This is a genomic window from Hymenobacter daeguensis, from assembly GCF_054780555.1.
Window position 1 is genome coordinate 34,208 of the sequence record NZ_BAAGWC010000010.1, and the last position, 23,512, is coordinate 57,719.

The 23,512-nt window shown below is 56.0% G+C and carries 36 protein-coding genes; all 36 read left to right on the forward strand.

Features of this window, described 5'->3' with window-relative positions; translation table 11 throughout:
• Window positions 1-56 precede the first annotated feature (56 nt).
• The 36 genes from fusA (at window position 57) to ACYVHT_RS12830 (ending at window position 23,490) form a co-directional block, all read left to right on the forward strand.
• On the forward strand, window positions 57-2,195 hold the full coding sequence (fusA, locus tag ACYVHT_RS12655; RefSeq protein WP_460552088.1) for an elongation factor G: 2,139 nt from the start codon (window positions 57-59) through the stop codon (window positions 2,193-2,195).
• 128 nt (window positions 2,196-2,323) lie between these two features.
• Window positions 2,324-2,629: a 30S ribosomal protein S10 gene (gene rpsJ, locus ACYVHT_RS12660; RefSeq protein WP_035567915.1), complete on the forward strand. Its 306-nt coding sequence runs from the start codon at window positions 2,324-2,326 to the stop codon at window positions 2,627-2,629.
• Window positions 2,630-2,700: 71 nt separating this feature from the next.
• On the forward strand, window positions 2,701-3,993 hold the full coding sequence (locus ACYVHT_RS12665; RefSeq protein WP_460552091.1) for an O-antigen ligase family protein: 1,293 nt from the start codon (window positions 2,701-2,703) through the stop codon (window positions 3,991-3,993).
• A 192-nt stretch (window positions 3,994-4,185) separates the two neighbouring features.
• Window positions 4,186-4,806: a 50S ribosomal protein L3 gene (gene rplC / locus ACYVHT_RS12670; protein ID WP_196291005.1), complete on the forward strand. Its 621-nt coding sequence runs from the start codon at window positions 4,186-4,188 to the stop codon at window positions 4,804-4,806.
• Window positions 4,807-4,815: 9 nt separating this feature from the next.
• Window positions 4,816-5,454 carry a 50S ribosomal protein L4 gene (rplD, locus tag ACYVHT_RS12675; RefSeq protein WP_460552094.1) on the forward strand — a complete coding sequence of 213 codons (639 nt, stop codon included), beginning with the start codon at window positions 4,816-4,818 and terminating at the stop codon, window positions 5,452-5,454.
• Window positions 5,454-5,741, forward strand: a complete 288-nt coding sequence (gene rplW, locus ACYVHT_RS12680) for a 50S ribosomal protein L23 (protein ID WP_208178125.1) — start codon at window positions 5,454-5,456, stop codon at window positions 5,739-5,741. Before rplD ends, rplW begins: the two co-directional genes overlap by 1 nt.
• 53 nt (window positions 5,742-5,794) lie before the next feature.
• Window positions 5,795-6,622, forward strand: a complete 828-nt coding sequence (gene rplB / locus ACYVHT_RS12685) for a 50S ribosomal protein L2 (RefSeq protein WP_196291007.1) — start codon at window positions 5,795-5,797, stop codon at window positions 6,620-6,622.
• Window positions 6,623-6,625: 3 nt separating this feature from the next.
• Window positions 6,626-6,904, forward strand: coding sequence for a 30S ribosomal protein S19 (gene rpsS, locus ACYVHT_RS12690; RefSeq protein ID WP_068191730.1), 279 nt, complete (start codon window positions 6,626-6,628; stop codon window positions 6,902-6,904).
• A gap of 1 nt (window position 6,905) precedes the next feature.
• Window positions 6,906-7,322, forward strand: a complete 417-nt coding sequence (gene rplV, locus ACYVHT_RS12695; protein WP_460499515.1) for a large ribosomal subunit protein uL22 — start codon at window positions 6,906-6,908, stop codon at window positions 7,320-7,322.
• A gap of 6 nt (window positions 7,323-7,328) precedes the next feature.
• The gene (gene rpsC / locus ACYVHT_RS12700) at window positions 7,329-8,210 is read left to right on the forward strand and encodes a small ribosomal subunit protein uS3 (RefSeq protein WP_460552098.1); all 882 of its coding nucleotides are present in this window, start codon (window positions 7,329-7,331) and stop codon (window positions 8,208-8,210) included.
• Window positions 8,211-8,317: 107 nt separating this feature from the next.
• On the forward strand, window positions 8,318-8,743 hold the full coding sequence (rplP, locus tag ACYVHT_RS12705; RefSeq protein WP_046246580.1) for a 50S ribosomal protein L16: 426 nt from the start codon (window positions 8,318-8,320) through the stop codon (window positions 8,741-8,743).
• A gap of 3 nt (window positions 8,744-8,746) precedes the next feature.
• Window positions 8,747-8,959, forward strand: a complete 213-nt coding sequence (gene rpmC, locus ACYVHT_RS12710) for a large ribosomal subunit protein uL29 (protein ID WP_460552101.1) — start codon at window positions 8,747-8,749, stop codon at window positions 8,957-8,959.
• A 5-nt stretch (window positions 8,960-8,964) separates the two neighbouring features.
• Window positions 8,965-9,261 (forward strand): 30S ribosomal protein S17, encoded by a 297-nt coding sequence (gene rpsQ / locus ACYVHT_RS12715; RefSeq protein ID WP_196286022.1) that lies wholly within the window; start codon window positions 8,965-8,967, stop codon window positions 9,259-9,261.
• A 9-nt stretch (window positions 9,262-9,270) separates the two neighbouring features.
• Window positions 9,271-9,639: a 50S ribosomal protein L14 gene (gene rplN / locus ACYVHT_RS12720; protein WP_035567895.1), complete on the forward strand. Its 369-nt coding sequence runs from the start codon at window positions 9,271-9,273 to the stop codon at window positions 9,637-9,639.
• 27 nt (window positions 9,640-9,666) lie between these two features.
• Complete coding sequence (rplX, locus tag ACYVHT_RS12725; protein WP_460552104.1) at window positions 9,667-9,984, forward strand: 50S ribosomal protein L24; 318 nt, start codon at window positions 9,667-9,669, stop codon at window positions 9,982-9,984.
• 15 nt (window positions 9,985-9,999) lie between these two features.
• The gene (gene rplE, locus ACYVHT_RS12730; RefSeq protein ID WP_201985298.1) at window positions 10,000-10,554 is read left to right on the forward strand and encodes a 50S ribosomal protein L5; all 555 of its coding nucleotides are present in this window, start codon (window positions 10,000-10,002) and stop codon (window positions 10,552-10,554) included.
• A 12-nt stretch (window positions 10,555-10,566) separates the two neighbouring features.
• On the forward strand, window positions 10,567-10,836 hold the full coding sequence (gene rpsN, locus ACYVHT_RS12735) for a 30S ribosomal protein S14 (RefSeq protein WP_035567891.1): 270 nt from the start codon (window positions 10,567-10,569) through the stop codon (window positions 10,834-10,836).
• A 14-nt stretch (window positions 10,837-10,850) separates the two neighbouring features.
• The gene (locus tag ACYVHT_RS12740) at window positions 10,851-11,324 is read left to right on the forward strand and encodes an Imm51 family immunity protein (protein WP_460552107.1); all 474 of its coding nucleotides are present in this window, start codon (window positions 10,851-10,853) and stop codon (window positions 11,322-11,324) included.
• A gap of 255 nt (window positions 11,325-11,579) precedes the next feature.
• Complete coding sequence (lepB, locus tag ACYVHT_RS12745) at window positions 11,580-12,746, forward strand: signal peptidase I (protein ID WP_460552110.1); 1,167 nt, start codon at window positions 11,580-11,582, stop codon at window positions 12,744-12,746.
• Window positions 12,747-13,022: 276 nt separating this feature from the next.
• Window positions 13,023-13,421: a 30S ribosomal protein S8 gene (gene rpsH, locus ACYVHT_RS12750; protein ID WP_068191741.1), complete on the forward strand. Its 399-nt coding sequence runs from the start codon at window positions 13,023-13,025 to the stop codon at window positions 13,419-13,421.
• Between the two features lie 27 nt (window positions 13,422-13,448).
• Complete coding sequence (gene rplF, locus ACYVHT_RS12755) at window positions 13,449-14,003, forward strand: 50S ribosomal protein L6 (RefSeq protein WP_460552113.1); 555 nt, start codon at window positions 13,449-13,451, stop codon at window positions 14,001-14,003.
• 9 nt (window positions 14,004-14,012) lie between these two features.
• Window positions 14,013-14,363, forward strand: coding sequence for a 50S ribosomal protein L18 (gene rplR / locus ACYVHT_RS12760; protein WP_245115532.1), 351 nt, complete (start codon window positions 14,013-14,015; stop codon window positions 14,361-14,363).
• A 90-nt stretch (window positions 14,364-14,453) separates the two neighbouring features.
• Window positions 14,454-14,945, forward strand: a complete 492-nt coding sequence (gene rpsE / locus ACYVHT_RS12765; RefSeq protein ID WP_035567955.1) for a 30S ribosomal protein S5 — start codon at window positions 14,454-14,456, stop codon at window positions 14,943-14,945.
• 5 nt (window positions 14,946-14,950) lie between these two features.
• Entirely contained in the window at window positions 14,951-15,130 is a 180-nt protein-coding gene (gene rpmD / locus ACYVHT_RS12770; protein ID WP_190925707.1) for a 50S ribosomal protein L30, read from the forward strand.
• A gap of 13 nt (window positions 15,131-15,143) precedes the next feature.
• On the forward strand, window positions 15,144-15,593 hold the full coding sequence (gene rplO, locus ACYVHT_RS12775; protein ID WP_241937060.1) for a 50S ribosomal protein L15: 450 nt from the start codon (window positions 15,144-15,146) through the stop codon (window positions 15,591-15,593).
• 15 nt (window positions 15,594-15,608) lie between these two features.
• The gene (gene secY, locus ACYVHT_RS12780) at window positions 15,609-16,928 is read left to right on the forward strand and encodes a preprotein translocase subunit SecY (protein WP_198067464.1); all 1,320 of its coding nucleotides are present in this window, start codon (window positions 15,609-15,611) and stop codon (window positions 16,926-16,928) included.
• Window positions 16,929-16,935: 7 nt separating this feature from the next.
• Entirely contained in the window at window positions 16,936-17,721 is a 786-nt protein-coding gene (map, locus tag ACYVHT_RS12785) for a type I methionyl aminopeptidase (RefSeq protein WP_201985277.1), read from the forward strand.
• Window positions 17,722-17,726: 5 nt separating this feature from the next.
• Window positions 17,727-17,945 (forward strand): translation initiation factor IF-1, encoded by a 219-nt coding sequence (gene infA, locus ACYVHT_RS12790; RefSeq protein WP_035567874.1) that lies wholly within the window; start codon window positions 17,727-17,729, stop codon window positions 17,943-17,945.
• A gap of 21 nt (window positions 17,946-17,966) precedes the next feature.
• The gene (gene rpmJ / locus ACYVHT_RS12795; RefSeq protein WP_046246595.1) at window positions 17,967-18,083 is read left to right on the forward strand and encodes a 50S ribosomal protein L36; all 117 of its coding nucleotides are present in this window, start codon (window positions 17,967-17,969) and stop codon (window positions 18,081-18,083) included.
• A 111-nt stretch (window positions 18,084-18,194) separates the two neighbouring features.
• Window positions 18,195-18,572, forward strand: a complete 378-nt coding sequence (gene rpsM / locus ACYVHT_RS12800) for a 30S ribosomal protein S13 (RefSeq protein WP_196291020.1) — start codon at window positions 18,195-18,197, stop codon at window positions 18,570-18,572.
• 87 nt (window positions 18,573-18,659) lie between these two features.
• Window positions 18,660-19,052 carry a 30S ribosomal protein S11 gene (rpsK, locus tag ACYVHT_RS12805; RefSeq protein ID WP_035567868.1) on the forward strand — a complete coding sequence of 131 codons (393 nt, stop codon included), beginning with the start codon at window positions 18,660-18,662 and terminating at the stop codon, window positions 19,050-19,052.
• A 26-nt stretch (window positions 19,053-19,078) separates the two neighbouring features.
• The gene (gene rpsD / locus ACYVHT_RS12810) at window positions 19,079-19,684 is read left to right on the forward strand and encodes a 30S ribosomal protein S4 (protein ID WP_196291021.1); all 606 of its coding nucleotides are present in this window, start codon (window positions 19,079-19,081) and stop codon (window positions 19,682-19,684) included.
• Between the two features lie 90 nt (window positions 19,685-19,774).
• The gene (locus ACYVHT_RS12815) at window positions 19,775-20,764 is read left to right on the forward strand and encodes a DNA-directed RNA polymerase subunit alpha (RefSeq protein WP_196291022.1); all 990 of its coding nucleotides are present in this window, start codon (window positions 19,775-19,777) and stop codon (window positions 20,762-20,764) included.
• 225 nt (window positions 20,765-20,989) lie between these two features.
• Entirely contained in the window at window positions 20,990-21,592 is a 603-nt protein-coding gene (gene rplQ / locus ACYVHT_RS12820) for a 50S ribosomal protein L17 (RefSeq protein WP_460552118.1), read from the forward strand.
• A 233-nt stretch (window positions 21,593-21,825) separates the two neighbouring features.
• Entirely contained in the window at window positions 21,826-23,097 is a 1,272-nt protein-coding gene (eno, locus tag ACYVHT_RS12825; protein ID WP_460552121.1) for a phosphopyruvate hydratase, read from the forward strand.
• Window positions 23,098-23,175: 78 nt separating this feature from the next.
• Complete coding sequence (locus ACYVHT_RS12830; RefSeq protein WP_460552124.1) at window positions 23,176-23,490, forward strand: FtsB family cell division protein; 315 nt, start codon at window positions 23,176-23,178, stop codon at window positions 23,488-23,490.
• The last annotated feature ends 22 nt before the right edge of the window (window positions 23,491-23,512 follow it).

A 23,512-nucleotide genomic window follows, 5' to 3' on the forward strand; every position in this document is an offset into this window, starting at 1 on the left:
CGGAACCTAATCACTGATTCACTCATTCGCTTATTCACTCAATCACTCATTGCAAAATGGCCGTTAACAAAGACCTTTATTACCTCCGCAACATCGGGATTATGGCGCACATCGACGCCGGTAAGACCACGACGTCGGAGCGTATTCTGTACTACACGGGTAAGACCCACAAAATCGGGGAAGTGCACGATGGTGCCGCCACGATGGACTGGATGGAGCAGGAGCAGGAGCGCGGCATCACGATTACCTCGGCTGCCACCACCACGTTCTGGAATTACCCCACCGACATCAAGGGTGACCCGACTGCGGAAACCAAGCAGTACAAAATCAACCTGATTGACACCCCCGGCCACGTTGACTTCACGGTAGAAGTAGAACGTTCGCTGCGTGTGCTCGACGGTGCCGTGGCCCTGTTCTGCGCCGTATCGGGCGTAGAGCCGCAGTCGGAAACCGTATGGCGTCAGGCCGACAAGTACAAGGTGCCCCGCATCTGCTTCGTGAACAAGATGGACCGCGCCGGTGCCGACTTCTTCAAGGCCGTAAACGAAATCAAGGAGAAGCTGGGCGCTAACCCCATTCCCCTGCAGATTCCGATTGGCGCGGAAGACACCTTCAAAGGCGTAGTTGACCTGCTCACCGGCAAAGCCATTGTGTGGGACGACAAAACCGAAGGCAAATCGTACGACGAAATCCCCGTGCCCGAGGACCTCGTTGACACCGTAGCCGAATGGCGCGAGAAGCTCGTGGAAAGCGTTGCCGAATACGACGACACGCTGATGGAGAAATTCTTCGACGACCCGGACTCCATCACCCGCGAGGAGATGATGGTGGTAATCCGCAAGGCGGTTATCGACATGAAGTTCTCGCCCGTGCTCTGCGGCTCGGCCTTCAAGAACAAGGGTGTGCAGACCATGCTGGATGCCGTAATGGCCTACCTGCCCTCGCCCCTCGACATGCCCGCCATCATCGGTACTAACCCCGAGAGCGGCGAGGAAGTGGAGCGTCACCCCGACAACTCGGAGCCATTCACCGCCCTGGCGTTCAAAATTGCCACCGACCCCTTCGTGGGCCGTCTGTGCTTCTTCCGTTGCTACAGCGGCGTGCTCGACTCGGGCTCGTACGTACTCAACAACCGCACCGGTAAGAAGGAGCGTATCTCGCGCCTGATGCAGATGCACTCCAACAAGCAGAACCCCATCGACAAGATTCAGGCTGGTGACATTGCCGCTGGTGTGGGCTTCAAGGACATCAAAACCGGTGATACGCTGACCGACGAGAAGAGCCCCATGGTTCTGGAGTCCATGAGCTTCCCCGAGCCGGTAATCGGCTACGCCATCGAGCCGAAAACGCAGGCCGACGTTGACAAAATGGGTATGGCCATCGCCAAGCTCATCGAGGAAGACCCCACGCTGCGCGTGAACACCGACGAGGAAACCGGCCAGACCATCCTGCGTGGTATGGGCGAGCTGCACTTGGAAATCATCATCGACCGCATGCGTCGTGAATTCAAAGTGGAAATCAACCAGGGCGCTCCGCAGGTGGCCTACAAGGAGATTCTCACCAAGAAAGTTGACCACCGCGAAACCTATAAGAAGCAGACCGGTGGCCGTGGTAAATTCGGCGACATCGTTTTCGAACTCGGCCCGAAAGAGCTGGAGCCCGAAAAGCCCGGTTTGGAATTTGACAACGCCATTGTGGGCGGTGTTATCCCCCGCGAATTCATCCAGCCCATCCAAAAAGGTTTCGAAGAAGCCATGAAACGTGGCCCGCTGGCTGGCTTCCCGCTCGAAGCCATGAAGGTGCGTCTGTACCACGGTTCGTTCCACGACGTTGACTCGGACGCCCTGTCGTTCGAACTCGCCGCCCGTGACGGTTTCCGTGAGGCTGCCAAGAAGGCCGGCCCGAAATTGCTGGAGCCCATCATGGCTGTTGAAGTGGTGTGCCCCGACGAGTACACGGGTCCCGTAACCGGTGACTTGAACCGTCGTCGTGGTCTGATGAAAGGCATGGACACCAAAGCCGGTGCCCAGGTTATCAAGGCCGATGTTCCGCTGTCGGAGCTGTTCGGCTACGTAACCGCGCTCCGCACGATTTCGTCGGGTCGCGCTTCGGCTTCGCTCACGTTCTCGCACTACGAGCAAGTGCCGAGCAACCTGGCAGATGCTATTGTTGCCAAAACCAAAGGAGGTAAATAAGTGATGGCGAATGGTGAATGATGAATGGTTAATAAAGAGCAAGCCTCACATTAACCATTCATCATTCACCGCTAACCATTCAAATCAAAGCTTTTCAAAACGGAGGCAATCGGCCTCCACCAACCACAATGAACCAGAAAATTCGCATTAAGCTGAAAAGCTACGACCACAACCTCGTAGACAAATCGGCCGAGAAAATCGTGAAAGCTGTGAAGGCCACCGGTGCCATCGTAAGCGGTCCGATTCCTTTGCCGACCCAAAAGGAGAAGTTCACCGTGCTGCGCTCGCCCCACGTGAACAAGAAGAGCCGGGAGCAGTTCCAGCTCTGTACCTACAAGCGTCTCGTGGACATCTTCTCGACCTCGTCGAAGACTGTTGATGCCCTGATGAAGCTCGAACTGCCCAGCGGCGTTGACGTAGAAATCAAAGTCTGAGGCACCGATTTCAGCATTAATTGAGTTAAAGCCCTACTGCGCTAGCTGCAGTAGGGCTTTTTCTTTGGAACTTGCGCAGCCACTTTTCTGCATTGATGCTTTCTCTTTTCACTCTTGCCCGATTACATAAAGCCGCCCTTTTCTTTTGCGGATGCATAATTGTGGGCATTTTCGTGGCCAATTGGGTGCGTGTGCTTCCCAGCATTGGCATGGCTGGCCTCACGGCTACGGGGCTGGTTTATGCTTTCGTCCATCACCGAGTTGCCAATTGGGCCATGTGGCCGGTATTCGGCAGTCTGGCTCTTGTATTTGGCTTGCATCTGGCAGCCGGCCTGCACACCGAAAGCATTAACTTGGATGAATACGGCAAGGATGTAGTGATGCAATTGCCTTTTCTGCTGCTGCCCTTGGCATTCTGGCTGCTGCCCGCCCTGCCTGGCCGCTATTTGCGTGCATTATGGGGGCTCTTAATCGGACTAACAACGCTTGCCGCAACAGGCGCGACAGTAAACTACCTGCTCGATTTCAGCCACATCAACGAGATGTATCTCCATTCCAAGGTGATGCCGACCGAGCCGGAACATATTCGCTTCAGTTTGCTCATCACGCTGGCCATAGCCGCCGGCGTACTCATGCTAACACACCGAGCTATTAAAGAAGCCTGGCGTCCTTGGCTAATTGGCGCCCTCGTTATGCTGGCGTTGTTTCTGCATTTATTAGCTGTGCGCAGCGGAGAAATGACCTTTTATGCCCTGGCAGGTATTGCGATTATCTGGTTAGTCGTGCGGCAGCGCGAATGGAAGCGCGCCGGTTTGCTGGCGCTGATTCTGTTGGCGCTGCCGGCATTCAGCTATTTGGTATTTCCTACCTTCCGGAATAAGGTTTATAATACTCAGGAGGACGTTAGCAAGGTGCGTGAAAGCGCAGAAGGCAAAAATTTCTCCATTGCAGCTCGGGTGTATTCCTACGAAGCAGCGGTTGAAGTCTGGCGTGACCATCCGCTATTGGGAGTAGGCAAGCCAAATCTGGAAGGAGAGATGGCCAAGCGCTACGCTTCCCTTTATCCTGACATGACGGAAGAGTTTTACATTCAGCCACACAACCAATTCTTATATAACCTTGCTGCTTACGGCCTTGTAGGGCTGCTTATCTTCTGCGTGAGCCTGTTTTATCCGGCCTGGTGGGCGCGCGGCAAATGCGCACCGCTGCTGCTAGCCCAGTATGTCAGCATTGCGTTGTCGTTTCTGGTCGAATACACGCTTGAGACGCAGATTGGCTTGGCGTTCGTGGTGTTCTTTCTAATGTTAGCGCTTCAGGGCTCCCTACCATGCGAAGAAGAAGACCCTGTCTGGCGTCCTGCCTGACGCATCTGCTTGCCTTGGCTTGGAGAGGAGAGTAGCGTTTGTTTTTGCCCCGAAATTGTAGCTAACAGCCTCACGGAGAAAATATTTCTGAACACCGTTGGGATAGCCCGAGCTTTTTTTCTATCTTTGCACTCCCTTAGCGAAAACGGCACTCGGCCGTTTTCTTTTTGTGTTCATTAATAACCAAATAGAATGCCTGGCATCATCGGTAAAAAAATCGGTATGACAAGCCTCTTCACTCCGGATGGGAAAAACATTCCCTGCACGCTCATCGAAGCGGGTCCGTGCGTAGTGACGCAGGTTAAGACTATCGCGAATGACGGTTACACCGCCATTCAAATTGGGTACGGCGAGAAAAAAGAGAAGAACACCACCAAAGCTTTGGTTGGTCACTTCAAAAAAGCCGGTACGACCCCCAAGAAAAAATTGGTTGAATTCCGCCTCGACGCCGAATCGACCTACGCCGCTGGCGCTACCATCGACGCGACTCTCTTCGAAGAGGGCGAGTTTGTGGACGTAGTAGGCACTTCCAAAGGCAAGGGTTTTCAGGGCGTTGTAAAGCGTTACAACTTCCAGGGTGTTGGTGGCCAGACCCACGGCCAGCACAACCGTCTGCGTCACCCCGGTTCTATCGGTGCGTGCTCGTGGCCTTCGCGCGTATTCAAAGGAATGCGCATGGGTGGCCGCATGGGCAATGACCGCGTGAAAGTGCAGAACCTGAAGGTGATGCGCGTAGTAGGCGACAAGAACCTGATTCTGGTGAGCGGCTCGATTCCCGGCGCGAAGAATTCTTACGTGGTAATCGAGAAATAGACTAGTACGATGGAACTCGCAGTATATAACCTCAAAGGCGAAGACACCGGCCGCAAAGTGACCCTGTCTGACGCCATCTTCGGTCTCGAAGTAAACGAGCACGTGATGTACCTGGACGTGAAGCAGTACCTGGCCAACCAGCGCCAGGGCACGCACAAGTCCAAGCAGCGCAACGAGGTGCACGGCACCACGAAGAAGCTCAAGAAACAAAAAGGTACGGGCGGTGCCCGCGCCGGCAGCATGAAGTCGGGTGTATTCGTTGGTGGTGGCCGTATGTTCGGTCCCCAGCCCCGCGACTACGGCTTCAAGCTGAACAAGAAGACCAAGCGCGTAGCTCGCCTCTCGGCTCTGTCGAGCCTGGCGAAGGATGGCAAAATCTCCGTTGTGGAGAACATTGCCATGACGGCTCCCCGCACCAAGGACTTCGTTGCCATTCTGGACGGCCTCAAGCTGAACAACGGCAAAAAGACCATGCTCCTCACCGGCGAGGCTAACAAGAATGTTCTCCTCAGCGCCCGTAACCTGCAGAAAGTGAAAGTGGCTACCCCGGTAGGCATCAACACCCACGACCTGCTGAACACGGACACGCTCCTGATTTCGGAAGACGGCATGGCTTCATTGGTTGAACTCTATAGCACCGCCGAATAATGAGCACCCTGAAACGCCCCATCGTTACCGAAAAGGCCACCGGCCTGAACGAGAAAGGTCGCTACACGTTCGAAGTGGAGCGCACCGCCAACAAAGTGCAAATCAAAAAGGACATCGAATCGCTGTACGGCGTGACGGTAACCGAAATCAACACGATGCGCACCATTGGCAAAATGAAGTCGAAAGGCACTAAAGGCGGCCAGGTTTCCGGTCGTCGCGCCCACGGCAAGAAAGCCATTGTTACCGTGAAAGAAGGCGACGTTATCGACTTCTACGGCAACCTCTAGGCCGACCCAGCTTCGCCTCAAATTTTTCGCCGCAAAAGCACAACTAGCTAGTAATGGCACTTAAAAAACTCAGACCAACAACCCCAGGGCAGCGCTTCCGCGTTGCGCCGGCGTTCGACGAGATTACGACGTCGACCCCGGAGAAGTCGCTGATGACTTCCCTCAGCAAATCGGGTGGCCGGAACTCTTCCGGTAAAATGTCCAACCGCTACATCGGCGGTGGTCACAAAACCCAGTACCGCATCGTGGACTTCAAGCGCGACAAAGCCGGTGTTCCGGCCGTCGTGAAGTCCATCGAGTACGACCCCAACCGCACTGCGCGCATCGCCCTCGTCAACTACGCCGATGGTGAGAAGCGTTACATCATCGCTCCCGCCGGCATGACGGTCGGCGCGAAGATTGTGTCGGGCCCCGGCGTCGCTCCCGAAGTAGGCAACACCCTGCCGCTGCGCGAGATTCCCCTCGGTACCATCCTCCACAACATCGAGTTGCAGCCCGGCCAGGGCGCCGCAATGGCTCGCTCAGCCGGTACCTACGCTCAAATCGTAGCCCGCGAAGAGAAATACGCCACGCTGAAATTGCCTTCGGGCGAGATGCGCATGGTGCTCGTTACCTGCATGGCCACCGTTGGTACTGTATCGAACGGCGACCACATGAACACCGTGATGGGCAAAGCCGGCCGTAACCGCTGGGCTGGTCGTCGTCCCCGCGTTCGTGGTGTGGTAATGAACCCTGTCGACCACCCCATGGGTGGTGGCGAAGGCAAATCGTCGGGTGGTCACCCGCGGAGCCGCAACGGTATTCTGGCCAAGGGTCAGAAGACCCGCAACAAGAACAAGTATTCGGAGAACCTGATTGTGAGCCGCAAAGGCAAGAAGTAATATATGGCACGTTCACTCAAAAAAGGGCCGTACATTGACTTCCGGCTGGAAAAGAAAGTCACGGCACTCGAAACGGCTGGTAAGAAATCGGTGGTGAAGACTTGGTCGCGCCGCTCGATGATTTCCCCGGATTTCGTTGGCCACACGTTCGCTGTTCACAACGGCAATAAGTTCATCCCGGTGTATGTGACCGAGAACATGGTAGGACACAAGTTGGGCGAATTCGCCCCGACGCGCAACTTCCGTGGTCACGTCGCCAAAAAAGATAAAGGCAAGCGCTAAGATGGAAGCAGTAGCAAAACTCCGCAATGTGCCGACCTCGCCTCGCAAGATGCGTTTGGTGGCCGACCTCGTGCGCGGCAAGAAAGTGACTCAGGCCCTCGGCCTGTTGCGCTTCGAAGCCAACATCGGCGCCGAGAAGATTGAGAAACTGCTCCTTTCGGCCTTGGCCAACTGGCAGCAGCACAACGAAGACGAGCGCATCGAAGACGCCAACCTGTACATCAGCGAAATTTTCGTGGATGAAGGCCGTCAGCTGAAGCGTCTGCGCCCCGCCCCCCAGGGCCGTGGCCACCGTATTCGTAAGCGCAGCAACCACGTGACGCTGAAAATCGACACGAAGGTTGAAAAGGCCGGTTCCAAAGCCGCCCAGGCGCAAGCCGCTAAAACCGCTTCCACCGAAACCGAAGCCAACGCCTAACCACACATGGGACAAAAAGTAAATCCAACCGGCTTCCGCCTCGGCGTGATTAAGGGCTGGGACTCCAACTGGTACGGCGGCAAGGACTTCGCCGAGAAACTGGTGGAGGACGAGAAAATCCGCAAGTACATCAACGCTCGCATTCAGAAAGGTGGCATCAGCCGCATTGTGATTGAGCGCACCCTGAAGCGCATCACCATCACCATCAACACGGCTCGTCCGGGTGTGGTAATCGGTAAAGGCGGTCAGGAAGTTGACAAGATTAAGGACGAGCTGAAGCAAATCACCAGCAAAGACGTTCAAATCAACATCTTCGAAATCAAGCGTCCGGAGTTGGATGCCAAACTGGTAGGCGAGAGCATCGCCCAGCAGCTGGCCGCTCGTATCTCCTTCCGTCGCGCCATGAAGATGTCGATTCAGGCTGCAATGCGTGTTGGTGCCGAAGGCATCAAGATTCAGTGCGGTGGCCGTCTTGGCGGTGCTGAAATCGCCCGTTCGGAGCAGTACAAAGAAGGTCGTACGCCGCTGCACACGCTGCGCGCCGATATCGACTACGCTTTGTCGGAAGCTCAGACCGTATATGGCAAAATCGGCATTAAGGTGTGGGTAATGCGCGGTGAGGTGTTCGGCAAGCCCGACCTCTCGCCCAACCAGCAGCTCACCAACCCCGGTGGCGGCGAAGGTGGTGGTCGTCGTGACGACCGCGGCCCGCGTGGTGAGCGTCGCGAAGGCGACCGTGGCCCCCGTCGTGACGGTGGTGCCGGTGGCCGTGGCGGCAACGACCGTGGCCCCCGTGGCGGTGCTGGCGACAATGCCGGTCCTCGTCGCAACGGCCCCGCCCAAGGCGGTGGTGCTGCTGGCGGTGCCGCTCGCGGCCCGCGTCGCTAGAACAAAGTCAAGCCATTTCGCTTCGTTTGCCGCTTTTGGTGAACGAAGCGAAATGTTCGGCTGTTCGCTCCTCTCTCTTCAGAACACTCTCTTTACAATAAATTAAAATGTTACAACCGAAAAGGACCAAGTATCGCAAGATGCAAAAGGGTCGCGTAACAGGCCTCGCCTACCGCGGCAGCTCCATTGACTTCGGTTCGTTCGCTATCAAGTCGCTGGAAGTGTCTTGGATTACGGCTCGCCAAATTGAGGCTGCCCGTATCGCCATGACCCGCGCCATGAAACGCGAAGGGCAAGTATGGATTCGCATTTTCCCCGACAAGCCAATTACCAAGAAGCCCGCTGAGGTGCGCATGGGTAAAGGCAAAGGCTCGCCCGAGTATTGGGTAGCCTGCGTGAAGCCCGGCCAAATCATGTTCGAGTCGGACGGTGTGTCGCTGGAAGTAGCTAAAGAATCGCTGCGTCTGGCGGCTCAGAAGCTCCCCGTAAAAACTTCATTCGTGGTTCGCCGCGACTATACGGACGCTGCTTAAGTCATGAAGAACAAGACCGACCTCAAAGGCCTTTCCGCTGACCAGCTGAAAGAGCAAATCAAAACCGAGCAGGCTCAGGGCCAGCAGCTGCGTTTCGCCCACGCGATTTCGCCCCTGGAAAACCCCGCCCGCCTCAAGGCCAACCGTAAAAACGTCGCCCGCTTGCTCACCGAGCAGACTCGTCGGAACAACGAGCAGGCCTCTAACCCCGCTTAATTCCGATGGCAACCGACGTAACAACCCAAGACCAAGCCGTAGCTGAAGACTCGCGCAACATGCGCAAGGAAATCACCGGCACGGTAACGAGCTCGAAGATGGACAAGTCCATCACCGTGGCTGTGGTGCAGAAACAAAAGCACCCCAAGTACGGCAAGTTCGTGACCAAAACCACGAAATTCCACGCCCACGACGAGAAAAACGAGTGCGGCGAAGGCGACACGGTGCGCATCATGAGCACCCGTCCGCTGAGCAAGACCAAGCGGTGGCGCCTGGTTGAAATTGTTGAACGCGCTAAATAATCTGAACCGATGATACAGCAAGAATCCCGCCTGACGGTGGCCGACAACAGCGGCGCCAAGGAAGTCCTCTGCATCCGCGTTTTGGGTGGCACGGGCAAGAAATACGCCAGCGTTGGCGACAAGATTGTGGTAGCCATTAAGTCGGCTATCCCTTCGGGCAACGCCAAGAAAGGCACCGTGAGCAAGGCCGTGGTGGTACGTGTGAAGAAGGAAGTGCGCCGCAAAGACGGTTCGTACATTCGCTTCGACGACAACGCCGCCGTGTTGCTCAACAATAACGACGAGCCCCGCGGCACGCGCATCTTCGGCCCAGTGGCCCGTGAGCTGCGCGAGCGTCAGTTCATGAAAATCGTATCTCTAGCCCCCGAAGTACTCTAAGCCATGGCTATCAGAAAAGCAGACCCCGTGCAACTGCACGTAAAGTCGGGCGATACCGTGAAGGTGATTGCTGGCGACGAAAAGGGCAAAACCGGCGTTATCAAGTCGGTAAACCGGGTGACTCAGCGCGTAACCGTTGAGGGCCTGAACCTGGTGACGAAACACAACAAGCCGAGCGCCAAATCGCCCCAGGGCGGCATCACCAAGATGGAGGCGCCCATGCACGTGAGCAACGTGCAGGCTATCAACCCCACCACCGGTGAGCGGGTGCGCAAAGGCGCCGCAGCGGCCGCAGCTCCGGCTGCCCCTGCCAAAGCCAAGCGTGCCTCTGCCAAAACGGCTTAAGCAGCCCCCACCATCATGGCCCGTCTCAAAGACATTTATAAAAAAGACGTTGTACCCGCGCTCCAGGAGAAATTCCAGTTCAAGAGCATCATGCAGGTACCCCGTATCACCAAAATCTGCATCAACCGCGGCATTGGCGCGGCGGTAGCCGACAAGAAATTGGTCGACAACGGCGTGGAAGAACTGACGGTTATCACCGGCCAGAAAGCCATTGCCACCATCGCCAAGAAATCGGTGTCGAACTTTAAGCTCCGCGAAGGCATGCCCATCGGTGCGAAAGTGACGTTGCGCGGCGAGAAAATGTACGAGTTCATGGACCGTCTGCTGACGGTGGCCCTGCCCCGCGTACGTGACTTCAAAGGCATCAACGACAAGGGTTTCGATGGTCGTGGCAACTACACGCTCGGCGTGAAGGAGCAAATCATCTTCCCCGAAATCTCGATTGACAAAATCAAAGGCATCTCGGGCATGGACATCACGTTCGTGACCACGGCTGAGAACGATGAGCAGAGCTACGAGCTGCTGAAAGCTTTCGGCATGCCTTTCGCCAACGCTAAAAAAGACGCTTAATCTTCCGAACTCATGGCTAAAGAATCCATCAAAGCACGGGAGCGCAAGCGCATTGCCACCGTGGCCCGCTACGCTGAGAAGCGCAAGGCTCTGAAAGCTGCCGGCGACTACGAAGGTCTCGACAAGCTGCCCAAAAACGCTTCGCCCGTGCGCCTGCACAACCGCGACATGATTGACGGCCGTCCCCGCGGCTACATGCGCAAGTTTGGCATCAGCCGCGTGCGTTTCCGCGAAATGGCTCTCGCCGGTAAAATTCCCGGTGTGACCAAATCGAGCTGGTAGTATCCAGCACGGATATGTTTACAAAAGAAAAAGCCCTTGCATTGCTATGCTTGGGCTTTTTCTTTTGTCTAATAATCGGTTGTACCGATAAGCATTCTCCTGAAAAATTATCTGCCCCACCTGTGGAAAATCCATTCCCTTTCAGCGTAACAAAAGTTACTCCTGTTGAACCAGAAGCAGAGAAGCGCCGCTACTGTATTCAAGCGCCGGTAGGCGAAATAGACGGCTATTATGAGTTGTTTGAAGAGTACGGCTTTGGTGGCAATGGGCCTTCATGGGTGGAACACATCAGTGCAATACTACATGAGAAAGACCCGCAGGTTCTGGACCATTTAGAATTTGACGAAGAGGGAGATACATTTTTAGTGTATGCCGATAGCGAGGAGGTTGTGAATCGGTTTATGAAAGCCGTTCATCCAGTCTTCGCAAATAAGAAAAGCCTGAAGAAGTATTTGAGTAAAGCAGACCCTGATAATTTTTCAGAATAGGTGTTTAAATATGAAAAGAGGGTTGCTCTATTATTGGGCAACCCTCTTTTGTACTCAGGATGTATCTGCCGAGCCTGCCGCCCCTTGAGTTTCTTCAGATGCGCGCCGGGTGGGTGGGGGAGGAGTGAGGTAGTAGGGGCGAAAGAGCAGGTATATAGATAAGCCGTACTATTTGGTCTGCTAGTGCGTTAAAGCACCCCTTGTGGCTGCGGCGCTGCCGTGGCTATCGTTTCACTCTCTTTTCAGCCGGAACCCATGCGGATACCCTTCTTCCAGACCAAACGCGCTACTCCCAACCCCGCGCCCAAGCCGCCCAAAACCAGAACCCAGGAGTGGGCCGACTCACTGATTTTTGCGGTGGTGGCCGCCACGCTGCTGCGCTGGTCGGCGGTGGAAGCCTACACTATTCCTTCCGAAAGCATGGAGGGCACCCTGTTGGTGGGCGATTACCTGTTCGTAAGCAAGCTGCACTACGGCCCCATCACGCCCCAAACGCCCTTGCAGGTACCCCTCACGCACCAAACCCTCTGGGAAAAAGGCCCGCAAAGCTATTCCGACCTCATTCAGCTGCCCACTTACCGCTTCCCGGGGTTCAGCTCGGTGCAGCGCAACGATGTCGTAGTCTTCCACGTGCCGCACGAACCCCAGCGCCCCGCCGACCTGCGCACCAACCTCATCAAGCGCTGCATCGCGGTGGCCGGCGATACGCTGGAAATCCGCCACGGTCAAGTGTTCCTCAAAGGCCAGCCGGGTGCGGTAGCCGGCCATCCCCAAACCACCTACTTCATGGCCGTGCCCGCGCCCAACGATGAAATCCGCCAAGCGCTGCGCGAGCACGGCGTAGTCGATTACCGGGAGCCCGATGGCATTCCCCAGGTCGTGGCCGACCCGGTTACCGGGCAGTCGGGTTTTGTCATCAGTTGCCCCACTGCGTTGGCCAACTACTTCCGTCAGCAGCCCTACGTGAAATCCCTGACCGTGCTGCCTTACGAAGTCCAACTGTTCCCCGACGCAGCTGACTTCGATGTATCAACCGCCACTAGTGCCGCGCCCCATCATTGGCAACTCGACCAGTACGGCCCCTTGCCCGTGCCGAAGAAGGGCCAGACCATCACCCTCACGCGGGCCAACGCGGCGGTCTACTACAAAATCGTGGCGCAGTACGAGCACAACCAGGGCATTACTTGGACGGATGGCATGATTCAGCAAAACGGCCGGCCGCTCACCCGCTATACCATGAAGCAGAACTACTACTTCATGATGGGCGACAACCGCCACAACTCCGAAGACTCCCGCTTCTGGGGTTTCGTACCCGAAGACCACATTGTGGGCAAGGCCATCTTCGTGTGGCTTTCCCTCGACCCCAATGCTGACTTCCTGCACAAAATCCGGTGGAGCCGCTTGTTCCGCTCTATCAGCTAATAGCTAGATTCAGCTCTGTTCGCCATTGTAGCTGCTAGTATAGCGCAGGAATTTCCACACTGCCCTTGCAAAAACCCTGTAAGCCTGCTACCTTTGCACTCCCAAAACCTGAGGCTTGCCTCAAAACCATTTGGCAGGTTGCCAAAAGAAACCATTGGCCGGACCGTCGCCGGACGTGCCAAGTAGTCTTAACCGAAATTTCGTTGGTCCCGTTGGGCACCCGGCGAAATTTTCTTATCTTTGCGCTCCGAAAAAAGCGGACGTATTTAACACATAATGAACACTGACCCCATTGCCGACTACCTGACCCGGGTACGCAACGCCATCAAGGCGAACCACCGGGTGGTAGAAATCCCGGCCAGCAACATCAAAAAGGAAATCACGAAAGTGCTGTACCACAAAGGGTACATCCAGTCGTACCGTTTTGATGATTCGTCGGTTCAGGGCACCATCAAAATCGCCCTGAAGTACAACCCCACCACGAAGGCCCCCGCCATCACCAAGCTGCAGCGCGTTTCGACGCCCGGCTTGCGTCAGTACGTGGCCGCCGACAACCTGCCCCGCGTCCTCAGCGGCCTGGGTGTGGCCATCATCTCGACCTCGAAAGGCGTGATGACGGAGAAAGAGTGCAAAACCGAGAACGTGGGCGGCGAGGTGCTGTGCTACGTGTACTAGTCCGGAACCGCTTTAGCAAATTCAATTATGTCACGTATTGGTAAACTGCCGATTTCCGTCCCCGCCGGGGTCGCTATTTCGGTCGACAAAGACAACGCGGTGACGGTGAAAGGCCCCAAAGGCTCGCTCACTACGCAAGTAGACCGCGACATCACCGTAGCCATCGAAGACGGTACTCTCACCGTAACCCGCCCGACCGAGCAGAAGCGCCACAAGGCCATGCACGGCCTCTACCGCTCGCTCATCAACAACATGGTGACCGGTGTTAGCGCTGGTTTCGAGAAGAAACTCGAACTCGTGGGCGTAGGTTACAAAGCCTCGCTCGTGGGCAGCACGCTGGAACTGGCCCTCGGCTACTCGCACAACGTGTACATCGCCCTCCCCGGCGAAGTATCCGCTACCGCGGTTACCGAGAAAGGTAAAAACCCGATTGTTACGCTGACCAGCATCGACAATCAGCTGCTGGGCCAGGTGGCCGCCAAAATTCGTTCGCTGCGCAAAGTGGAGCCCTACAAAGGCAAAGGTGTGCGCTTCGTGGGCGAGATTATCCGTCGCAAAGCTGGTAAAACGGCCTCTAAATAAATTCGCATCATGGCATTTGATAAAGCAACTCGCCGCAAGCGGATTCAGCGCATCATCCGCACGAAAGTGTCTGGCACCTCGGAGCGTCCGCGCCTGTCGGTGTTCCGCAGCAACACGGGCATTTATGCTCAGATTATCGACGACACGACCGGCCGCACCCTGGCTGCCGCTACGTCGAAAAAAGTAACCGCCGAAGGTGGCAATGGCGTGGCTCTGGCCGCTGCCGTAGGCCGTCAGGTAGCCGCGGTTGCCCTGGAGAAAGGCATCACGAAAGTGGTGTTCGACCGCTCGGGTTACCTCTACCACGGTCGCGTAAAATCATTGGCTGAAGGTGCTCGCGAAGGCGGCCTCAATTTCTAAACTATCATGGCGCAAGAACGCGACAACAATCGTCCTGGCGGAGACCGTCAGCGCAGCAACGACCGCGACCGGAACAAGGACAACTCCCGCATGGGTGCTGACTCCGACTTCAAAGAAAAAGTAGTAGCCATCAACCGCGTAGCGAAGGTGGTGAAAGGCGGTCGCCGCTTTAGCTTCTCTGCCATCGTGGTAGTAGGCGACGGCAACGGCAACGTAGGCTACGGCCTCGGCAAAGCCAACGAAGTAACCGACGCCATTGCCAAAGGCATTGACGACGCCAAGAAGAACGTGGTGAAAGTGCCGATGTACAAGCACACCGTTCCTCACCTCATGGAAGGCCGCTACGGCGGTGGTTTCGTGCTCATCCAGCCCGCAGCGGCTGGTACGGGTGTAATCGCCGGCGGTGCAATGCGCGCCGTGTTCGAGAGCGCCGGTATCAAGGATGTGCTGGCGAAGTCGAAAGGCTCGTCGAACCCTCACAACGTGGTGAAAGCGACGTTTGCAGCCCTCGCCAAAATGCGCGACCCGTTGCAAATCGCCCAAGCCCGTGGTATTTCTTTGGCCCGCGTTTTTAACGGTTAATTGACATGGCACAAATTCAAGTAAAGCTCGTGCGCAGCGCCATTGACCGCCCCGAGCGTCAGAAGCGCACCGTTCAGTCCCTCGGGCTGAACAAACTCAACAGCACCGCTACCCACGAATCGAACCCGTCCATCCTGGGCATGGTGAAGAGCGTGCAGCACCTGCTCCAAGTAACCGAACTGTAAGACTATTATCGTCATGCTCAATCTCAGCAATCTATCGCCCGCCTACGGCTCGACTAAAAACGAGAAGCGGATTGGCCGGGGCGAAGGCTCCACGCGCGGTGGCACGTCGACCCGTGGTCACAAAGGCGCCAAGTCGCGTTCGGGCTACAAGCGCAAGTCCGGCTTTGAAGGTGGCCAGATGCCCCTCCAGCGCCGTGTGCCCAAGTTCGGCTTCACGAACATCAACCGCGTCGAGTACAAAGCCATCAACCTCGATGTGCTCGCTGGCCTCCTCGAGAAGAACAGCGCCACCACCTTGGATGCCGCTTACTTCGTGGCCGCCGGTCTGGTTTCGAAAAACGCCAAAATCAAAGTTCTCGGCCGTGGTGAAATCACCACCGCTGTGGAAGTTCATGCTCACGCCTTCTCGAAATCGGCTGTTGAAGCCATCGAGAAAGCTGGCGGCAAAGCGGTAACGCTCTAATAGCTACCTTCGGCAATGAATAAGTTTATCGAGTCGATAAAAAACATTTTTGCGATTGAGGATTTGCGTACGCGAATCCTCAATACGCTTTTCTTCATTGCCATCTATCGCCTAGGCGTTTACGTGGTGTTGCCGGGCGTTGACCCCACGCAACTCAAGACCGGCGCCCAAGGCTTGTTTGGCATTCTGGATACGCTGCTCGGCGGCGCATTCAGCCACGCGTCCATCTTCGCGCTGGGCATCATGCCGTACATCTCGGCGTCGATTGTGTTGCAGCTGCTCACCATCGCCGTGCCCTACTTCCAGAAGCTCCAGAAGGAAGGCGAATCGGGACGTAAGAAAATCAACCAATACACCCGGGTTCTTACGATTCCGATTGTATTGGCCCAATCGGTTGGCTTCATTGCTACGATTAACGCCGAAGCCATCATCAACCCCGGCACGTTCTTCACCGTCTCGACCATGATTATCATCACGGCCGGCACGTTGTTCTGCATGTGGCTGGGTGAGAAAATCACGGACAAAGGCATCGGCAACGGTATCTCCATGATTATCATGATTGGCATTGTGTCGCGTCTCCCCGGTGCCATCATCGGTGAAGCCGCTGCCAAAGGCGTGAACAAGTCCCTCATCTTCCTGCTGGAAATGGTGGTGCTGTTCCTCGTGGTGATGGCGGTTATCGTGCTCACGCAAGCGGTTCGCCGCATCGCGGTGCAGTACGCAAAGCAAGTTGGCGGCACCACGCAGCTGGATGCGCAGCGTCAGTTCATTCCCCTCAAAGTGAATGCAGCCGGCGTAATGCCCATCATCTTCGCGCAGTCGCTGATGTTCGTGCCCGCCATCGTGGCGTCGGTATGGCAAAACCAGAGCGATACCGCCAGCTACATCGGCGTGAAGTTCTCAGACTACACCTCGTGGCAGTACAACCTGACCTTCGGCCTGCTGATTATCATCTTCACCTACTTCTACACGGCCATCAGCGTTAACCCTAACCAGATTGCCGATGACCTGAAGCGGAGCGGTGGTTTTGTGCCCGGCGTGAAACCTGGCCGCGATACCTCGGAATACATCGATGAAATCCTGACGCGCATCACCCTGCCGGGTGCCGTGGCGCTGGCGCTCATCGCCATCTTCCCCGCGCTGGCTTTGTTGCTGGGCGTAACCCGTCCGTTCTCGGCTTTCTATGGCGGCACGTCGCTCATCATCATGGTGGGTGTAGTGCTCGACACGGTGAACCAGGTGCAGAGCTACTTGTTGATGCAGCACTACGACGGCATGATGAAATCGGGTAAGCTGCGCGGTCGCACGGCTCAGCCCATTTCCATCGCCTCGTAATACAGCAATGGCAAAAGGTCCGATTCAATACAAAACCGAAGAAGAGATTGACCTCATCCGGGCCAGCGCCCAACTGCTGGCCAAAGCTCACGGCGAAGTCGCGAGCATGGTGAAGGAAGGAGTGACGACGCGGCAGCTCGATAAGCGCGCGGAGGAATTCATCCGGGACAATGGTGGGGTACCGTCCTTCAAAGGCTACAATAAGTTTCCCTACAGCCTGTGCCTCTCGCCGAACTCGGTGGTGGTGCACGGGTTTGCCACCGACGAGCCCCTGAAAAGCGGCGACGTGCTATCGGTGGACTGCGGGGTTTTCCTGAATGGTTTTCATTCAGATAGTGCTTACACCTACCCAATCGGGGAAGTGGCGCCGGAAGTGCTGACGTTGCTGAAGGAAACCAAAGCATCGTTGTACAAAGGCATCGAACAAGCCGTGAGCGGCAACCGCGTGGGCGACATCAGCTACGCTATCCAGAACCATGTAGGCCCGTTGGGCTACGGGGTGGTGCGCGAATTGGTTGGTCACGGAGTTGGCGCGAAGCTGCACGAGAGTCCTGATGTGCCGAACTACGGCAAGCGGGGTTCCGGGCCGCTCTTGCAAACGGGTTTGGTCATCGCCATTGAGCCGATGGTGAACCTGGGCAAGAAGGACGTGGTGCAGGAGGCGGATGGCTGGACTATCCGCACCCGGGACCGCAAGCCCTCAGCGCACTTCGAGCACACCGTAGTAGTTAGAAAAGAAAAGGCGGAGATTCTCACCTCCTTTGAATACATCGAAAAAGCATTGCAGCAGTAGCCCTTATGGCAAAACAAGCCTCGATTGAGCAGGACGGAACCATCCTGGAAGCCCTTTCTAACGCCATGTTCCGCGTGGAATTGGAGAACGGTCACCAGCTGATTGCCCACATTTCGGGCAAGATGCGGATGCACTACATCAAGATTCTGCCCGGCGACAAGGTGAAACTGGAAATGTCGCCCTACGACTTGTCGAAGGGCCGGATTAAGTATCGTTATAAATAAACCCGTTTCCCTTCACAGGTCATGAAAGTAAAAACCTCGGTGAAAAAGCGTAGCGTGGACTGCAAACTGGTCCGCCGTAATGGCAAGCTCTACGTCATCAACAAGAAAAACCCGCGCTTCAAGCAGCGTCAGGGTTAATTCAATTTTTAGAACCCCGGAACCTTGGGTACTGGGTCGTTGGTTGTTAGCCTTCGGCCCGCCTTCCAAGTAGTTGCCGGGTTTCTGTCCGCAAACACATAACCACACACAATGGCTCGTATCGCAGGGGTTGATATCCCGGACAACAAGCGCGGCGAAATTTCGCTGACTTACATTTTCGGCATTGGCCGGAGCAACGCCAGCAAGATTCTGGTAAAAGCTGGCGTCGACGTCAACAAGAAGGTGAAGGACTGGACCGACGAGGAGTCGGGTGCCGTCCGCGCCATCATTGCCGCCGAGCACAAGACTGAGGGCGTGCTGCGTTCGGAAGTAACGACGAACATCAAGCGTTTGATGGACATCGGCTGCTACCGTGGTCTGCGTCACCGCAAAGGTCTGCCGGTTCGTGGTCAGCGCACCAAGAACAACTCGCGTACCCGCAAGGGTAAGCGCAAAACGGTAGCCGGCAAGAAGAAGGCAACCAAATAAATTCACACGGGAATCGGCGCTGGCTCTGGCGAGTAGTTTACTCGCGCAGCCAGTGCCAACACCTCCCGCATTTTTTGCGATAACCAAATGGCACAAAAAAGAAAAGACAAAGCGAAGAAGCGCGTTGTCGTGGTGGAGCAGGTGGGCCAGGTACACATCCGTGCCTCGTTCAACAACATCATCATCTCCATCACCAACAACAACGGTCAAGTTATTTCGTGGGCTTCGGCCGGCAAAATGGGCTTCCGTGGTTCGAAGAAAAATACGCCCTACGCCGCTCAAATGGCGATGAGCGACTGCGGCAAAGTGGCCCACGACCTGGGCATGCGCAAAGCCGAAGTATTTGTTAAAGGTCCAGGCTCGGGCCGTGAGTCGGCCATCCGCGCCCTCGGCAACGTAGGCATTGAGGTGACCACCATCCGCGACGTAACGCCGCTGCCGCACAACGGCTGCCGCCCCCCCAAGCGTCGTCGCGTTTAGTTTTCCACTTCAGAAATTAGATTACAATGGCACGTTATACCGGCCCTACCTCAAAAATTGCCCGTCGCTTCAACGAGCCGATTTTCGGCCCGAGCAAAGCGCTCAACAAGAAAGCCTATCCTCCGGGCCAGCACGGCCGCGGCCGTCGCAAGAAGCAGTCGGAGTACGCTGTCCAGCTGATGGAGAAGCAGAAGGTGAAGTACATGTACGGCATGTTGGAGAAGCAATTCGAAAACCTGTTCCACAAAGCTGCAGCGCTCCCCGGCATCACCGGCGACAACCTGCTCGCGCTGCTGGAAGCCCGTCTGGACAACGCCGTGTACCGTTTGGGCATTGCCTCGACGCGTCGCGCTGCTCGCCAGCTCGTTGGTCACAAGCACATCACCGTGAACGGTGAAGTGGTGAACATTCCTTCGTACCACCTCCGTCCCGGCGACATCGTGGCCGTCCGTGAGAAGTCGAAGTCGCTGGAAGCCATCACCACGAGCCTATCGGTTCGCAACTCGCGCCAGTTCTCGTGGCTGGAGTGGGACGGCAAGGAGTTGGCTGGCAAGTTCCTCAACGCCCCCGCCCGTGAGCTGATTCCGGAGAAAATCACCGAGCAGCTCATCGTCGAACTGTATTCGAAGTAAATAACGCTACTGGTAGCGGCCCGGCAGTTTGTCGGGCCGCACTTGTGCTTATACTTCACCAATTTTTTTCAATTTTTTTACGCCCCACATATGTCAATCTTAGCTTTTCAGATGCCGGAGAAAGTGGTGATGGAGAAATCCGACGACTTCACCGGGACGTTTGAATTTAAGCCGCTCGAGAAGGGCTACGGCGTCACCATCGGCAATGCGCTGCGTCGCATTCTGTTGTCGTCGCTGGAGGGTTTCGCCATCACGTCGGTGCGCACCAACAGCGTGCTGCACGAGTTTTCGACCATCGAAGGGGTGATTGAGGACATGTCCGAAATCATCCTGAACCTGAAGATGGTCCGCTTCAAGAAAGTGAGCGACGCCATCTCGGATAAAATTACGGTGCGCGTGAAAGGCCAGGATACCTTCTCGGGCGCTGATATTGCCAAGTTCGCCAGCGGCTTCGAGGTGCTGAACCCCGACCACGTGATTGCCCACCTCGACCCCAGCGTAGAGCTGGAGCTGGAGCTGACGATTGCCCGTGGCCGTGGCTACGTGCCCGCCGACGAGAACAAGCCGGCTGACCAGGTTTTCGGTCAGATTGCTATCGATGCTATCTACACGCCCATCAAGAACGTGAAGTACAGCATCGAGAACACCCGTGTGGAGCAGAAGACCGACTACGAGAAGCTCGTTATCGAGATTCAGACCGACGGTTCGATTCACCCGGAGGAAGCACTGAAAGGTGCGGCCAACATCCTCATTCAGCACTTCATGCTGTTCTCGGACAACACGATGACCCTCGAAGGTCCGCGCGTGACCGAAGACGAGCCGATTGATGAGGAAACCATGCAGATGCGCAAGATGCTCAAGACTCCGCTGGAGGACATGGAGCTCAGCGTACGCGCCAAGAACTGCCTCAAGGCTGCCGACATCAAAACGATGGGTGAGCTGGTGCAGCTCGAAATCGCCGACATGATGAAGTTCCGCAACTTCGGCAAGAAGAGCCTGACGGAGCTCGAGAACCTCGTGGAAGAGCGTGGTCTGGAGTTCGGGATGGACTTGGGCAAGTATCGCCTGGACGAAGACTAAACGATTGATTAATTGATGTGCTGATGTGCTGGTTTCCCCAGCGGGTCGGCACATCTTTTTTATCAGTCGTTTCGATTGGCTGAAGTGCCAAATCAGCACATTAGGCAATCAATTAATCAGCACATCAATCAATTCACCAGTGTGCCCGAGGGGCAGCGGTTCTAATGAGGCCTTAGAGGCCCGCCGTGGTCGCCGCCCGCAAGCACACATTTTTTCAAACGACCAATGCGTCACGGAAGAAAAATCAACCACCTGGGCCGGACTACCGCCCACCGCCACGCCATGTTGTCGAACATGGCTTCGTCGCTCATCCTGCACAAGCGTCTGACGACGACTGTGGCCAAAGCCAAAGCCCTGCGCAAGTACGTGGAGCCGATGCTGACCAAGTCGAAGGAAGACACGACGCACTCGCGCCGCATGGTGTTCGCCGCTCTGCAAGACAAAGAGTCGATTAAGGAGCTGTTTGGCAACATTTCGGGCAAAATTGCGAACCGTCCCGGTGGCTATACCCGCATCCTGAAGCTGAGCGATACCCGTCTGGGCGACAACGCTGATATGTGCATTATCGAGCTGGTGGACTTTAACGAGACCCTGCTCGAGTCGAAGCAGGCTGCTGCTGATAAGGCTGCTGCTGGCACTACCCGTCGTTCGCGTCGTGGTGGCAAGAAGGCTTCGGGCGACGCTGCTACTTCGGCTACCGAAGTGAAAGGCGAAGCTGTAGCTCCGAACGCAGTAGTTGAGCAGTCGGCTCCGGCTGACACGGCTACTGAAACCGTGAAAGATGGCGAGAGCCGCGAAGAAGCTAAGGCTGACGAAGCTGGTGCTTAATTCGTAGCAATTGCTGCAACGTTGAAAGGGACGCTCCGTGAGGGGCGTCCCTTTTTTGCGCGAAAATTTTAGTGAAGCGGCAGCAAATCGCAGTGCTTTTTTAGGCCGATTCAATCGTTAGCGCAAGCTATGATGGGCTGCTGCGAAACGTTCTTTTAATGTTGTGAGTGTGCTTATGCCGGCTGATTCGCGTACGTTTGCAGCATATTTAACTGTTTACAAAACGACTTGCTATGAGCTTCATCTCGCAAATTCACGCTCGCCAGATTTTTGATTCCCGCGGTAATCCGACGGTAGAAGTTGATGTAACGCTTGACTCCGGGGTGGTAGGCCGCGCGGCGGTTCCTTCGGGTGCCAGCACGGGCAAGCACGAAGCCGTGGAGCTGCGCGACGACGACAAGTCCATGTACATGGGCAAGGGCGTGCTGAAGGCCGTAGAGAACGTGAATTCACGCATTGCGGAGGAACTGGTGGGCTTCTCGGTGTACGAGCAAGCGCTGCTCGACAAGATTATGCTGGAGATGGACGGCACGCCTAACAAAGCCAATCTGGGCGCCAATGCCATTCTGGGTGTGAGCCTGGCGGCGGCCCGCGCTGCGGCGCAGGATGCCGGCATGCCGCTCTATCGCTACATCGGTGGGGTAGGGGCTTCGACGCTGCCCGTGCCGATGATGAACATCCTGAACGGTGGCTCGCACGCCGACAACTCGATTGACTTCCAGGAGTTCATGATTATGCCTACGGGTGCTTCGTCGTTCTCGGAAGCATTGCGCTGGGGCACGGAGATTTTTCACCACCTGAAGAACGTGTTGAAGAAGCAAGGCTTCAGCACCAACGTGGGCGATGAAGGCGGCTTTGCACCGAACATCAAGTCGAACGAGGACGCCATTAAAATCGTGTTGCAGGCCATTGAAACGGCCGGCTACCGCCCTGGCGAGGACGTATTCATTGCGATGGATGCGGCCGTGTCGGAGTTCTACGAGGATGGCGTGTACCACTTCAAAAAGAGCACCGGCGACAAGCTGACCAGCAGCCAGATGGTGGACTACTGGGCTGACTGGGTGAAGAAATACCCCATCATCAGCCTGGAAGATGGCATGGACGAGGACGACTGGACCGGCTGGAAAGCGCTGACGGAGCGCGTGGGCAAGCAGACCCAGCTGGTGGGCGACGACTTATTCGTGACCAACGTGGACCGCCTGCAGCGCGGCATTGACGAAGGAATTGCCAACGCCATTCTCATCAAGGTAAACCAGATTGGTACGCTGACTGAAACCATCAACGCCGTGAACCTGGGCCGCCGCAATGGCTACAAGTCGGTGATGAGCCACCGCTCGGGCGAAACCGAAGACAGCACCATCGCCGACCTGGCTGTGGCCCTGAACACCGGCCAGATTAAGACGGGCTCGGCTTCGCGCTCGGACCGGATGGCCAAGTACAACCAGCTGCTCCGCATTGAGGAGGAACTGGGCGAAGTGGCTTATTTCCCCGGCAAGAAGATGTAATTAAATCACGTAGTTAGCGTGTCAAACGGCCAATTTCGCAGTAGCGGAATTGGCCGTTTGTATTACCTTTATCGCGCAATGAATCTACCTTCTTTCATTAGCCCGGTATTCCGGGTGGCCCGCAGTTTCTATTTCCTCACCGGCATGGGCTTTCTGGTCTGGATGCTGGTGTTCGATGCAAACGATTTGGGCAAGCAGTTCGACATTTATCGCAAATGGCAGGACCTGCGCAACGAGAAGCAGTATTACCTCGACAACATTGAAGTGGTGAAGAAAGACCGGGCAGAGTTGATGAGCTCGCCGGCGCTGCTGGAAAAATTTGCGCGGGAGAAGTACCTCATGAAGCGGCCCGGAGAGGACGTATTTGTGCTGGTGCCGGCCACGGCTGAGTAATCAAAAACGGGCGTTTTTGCTG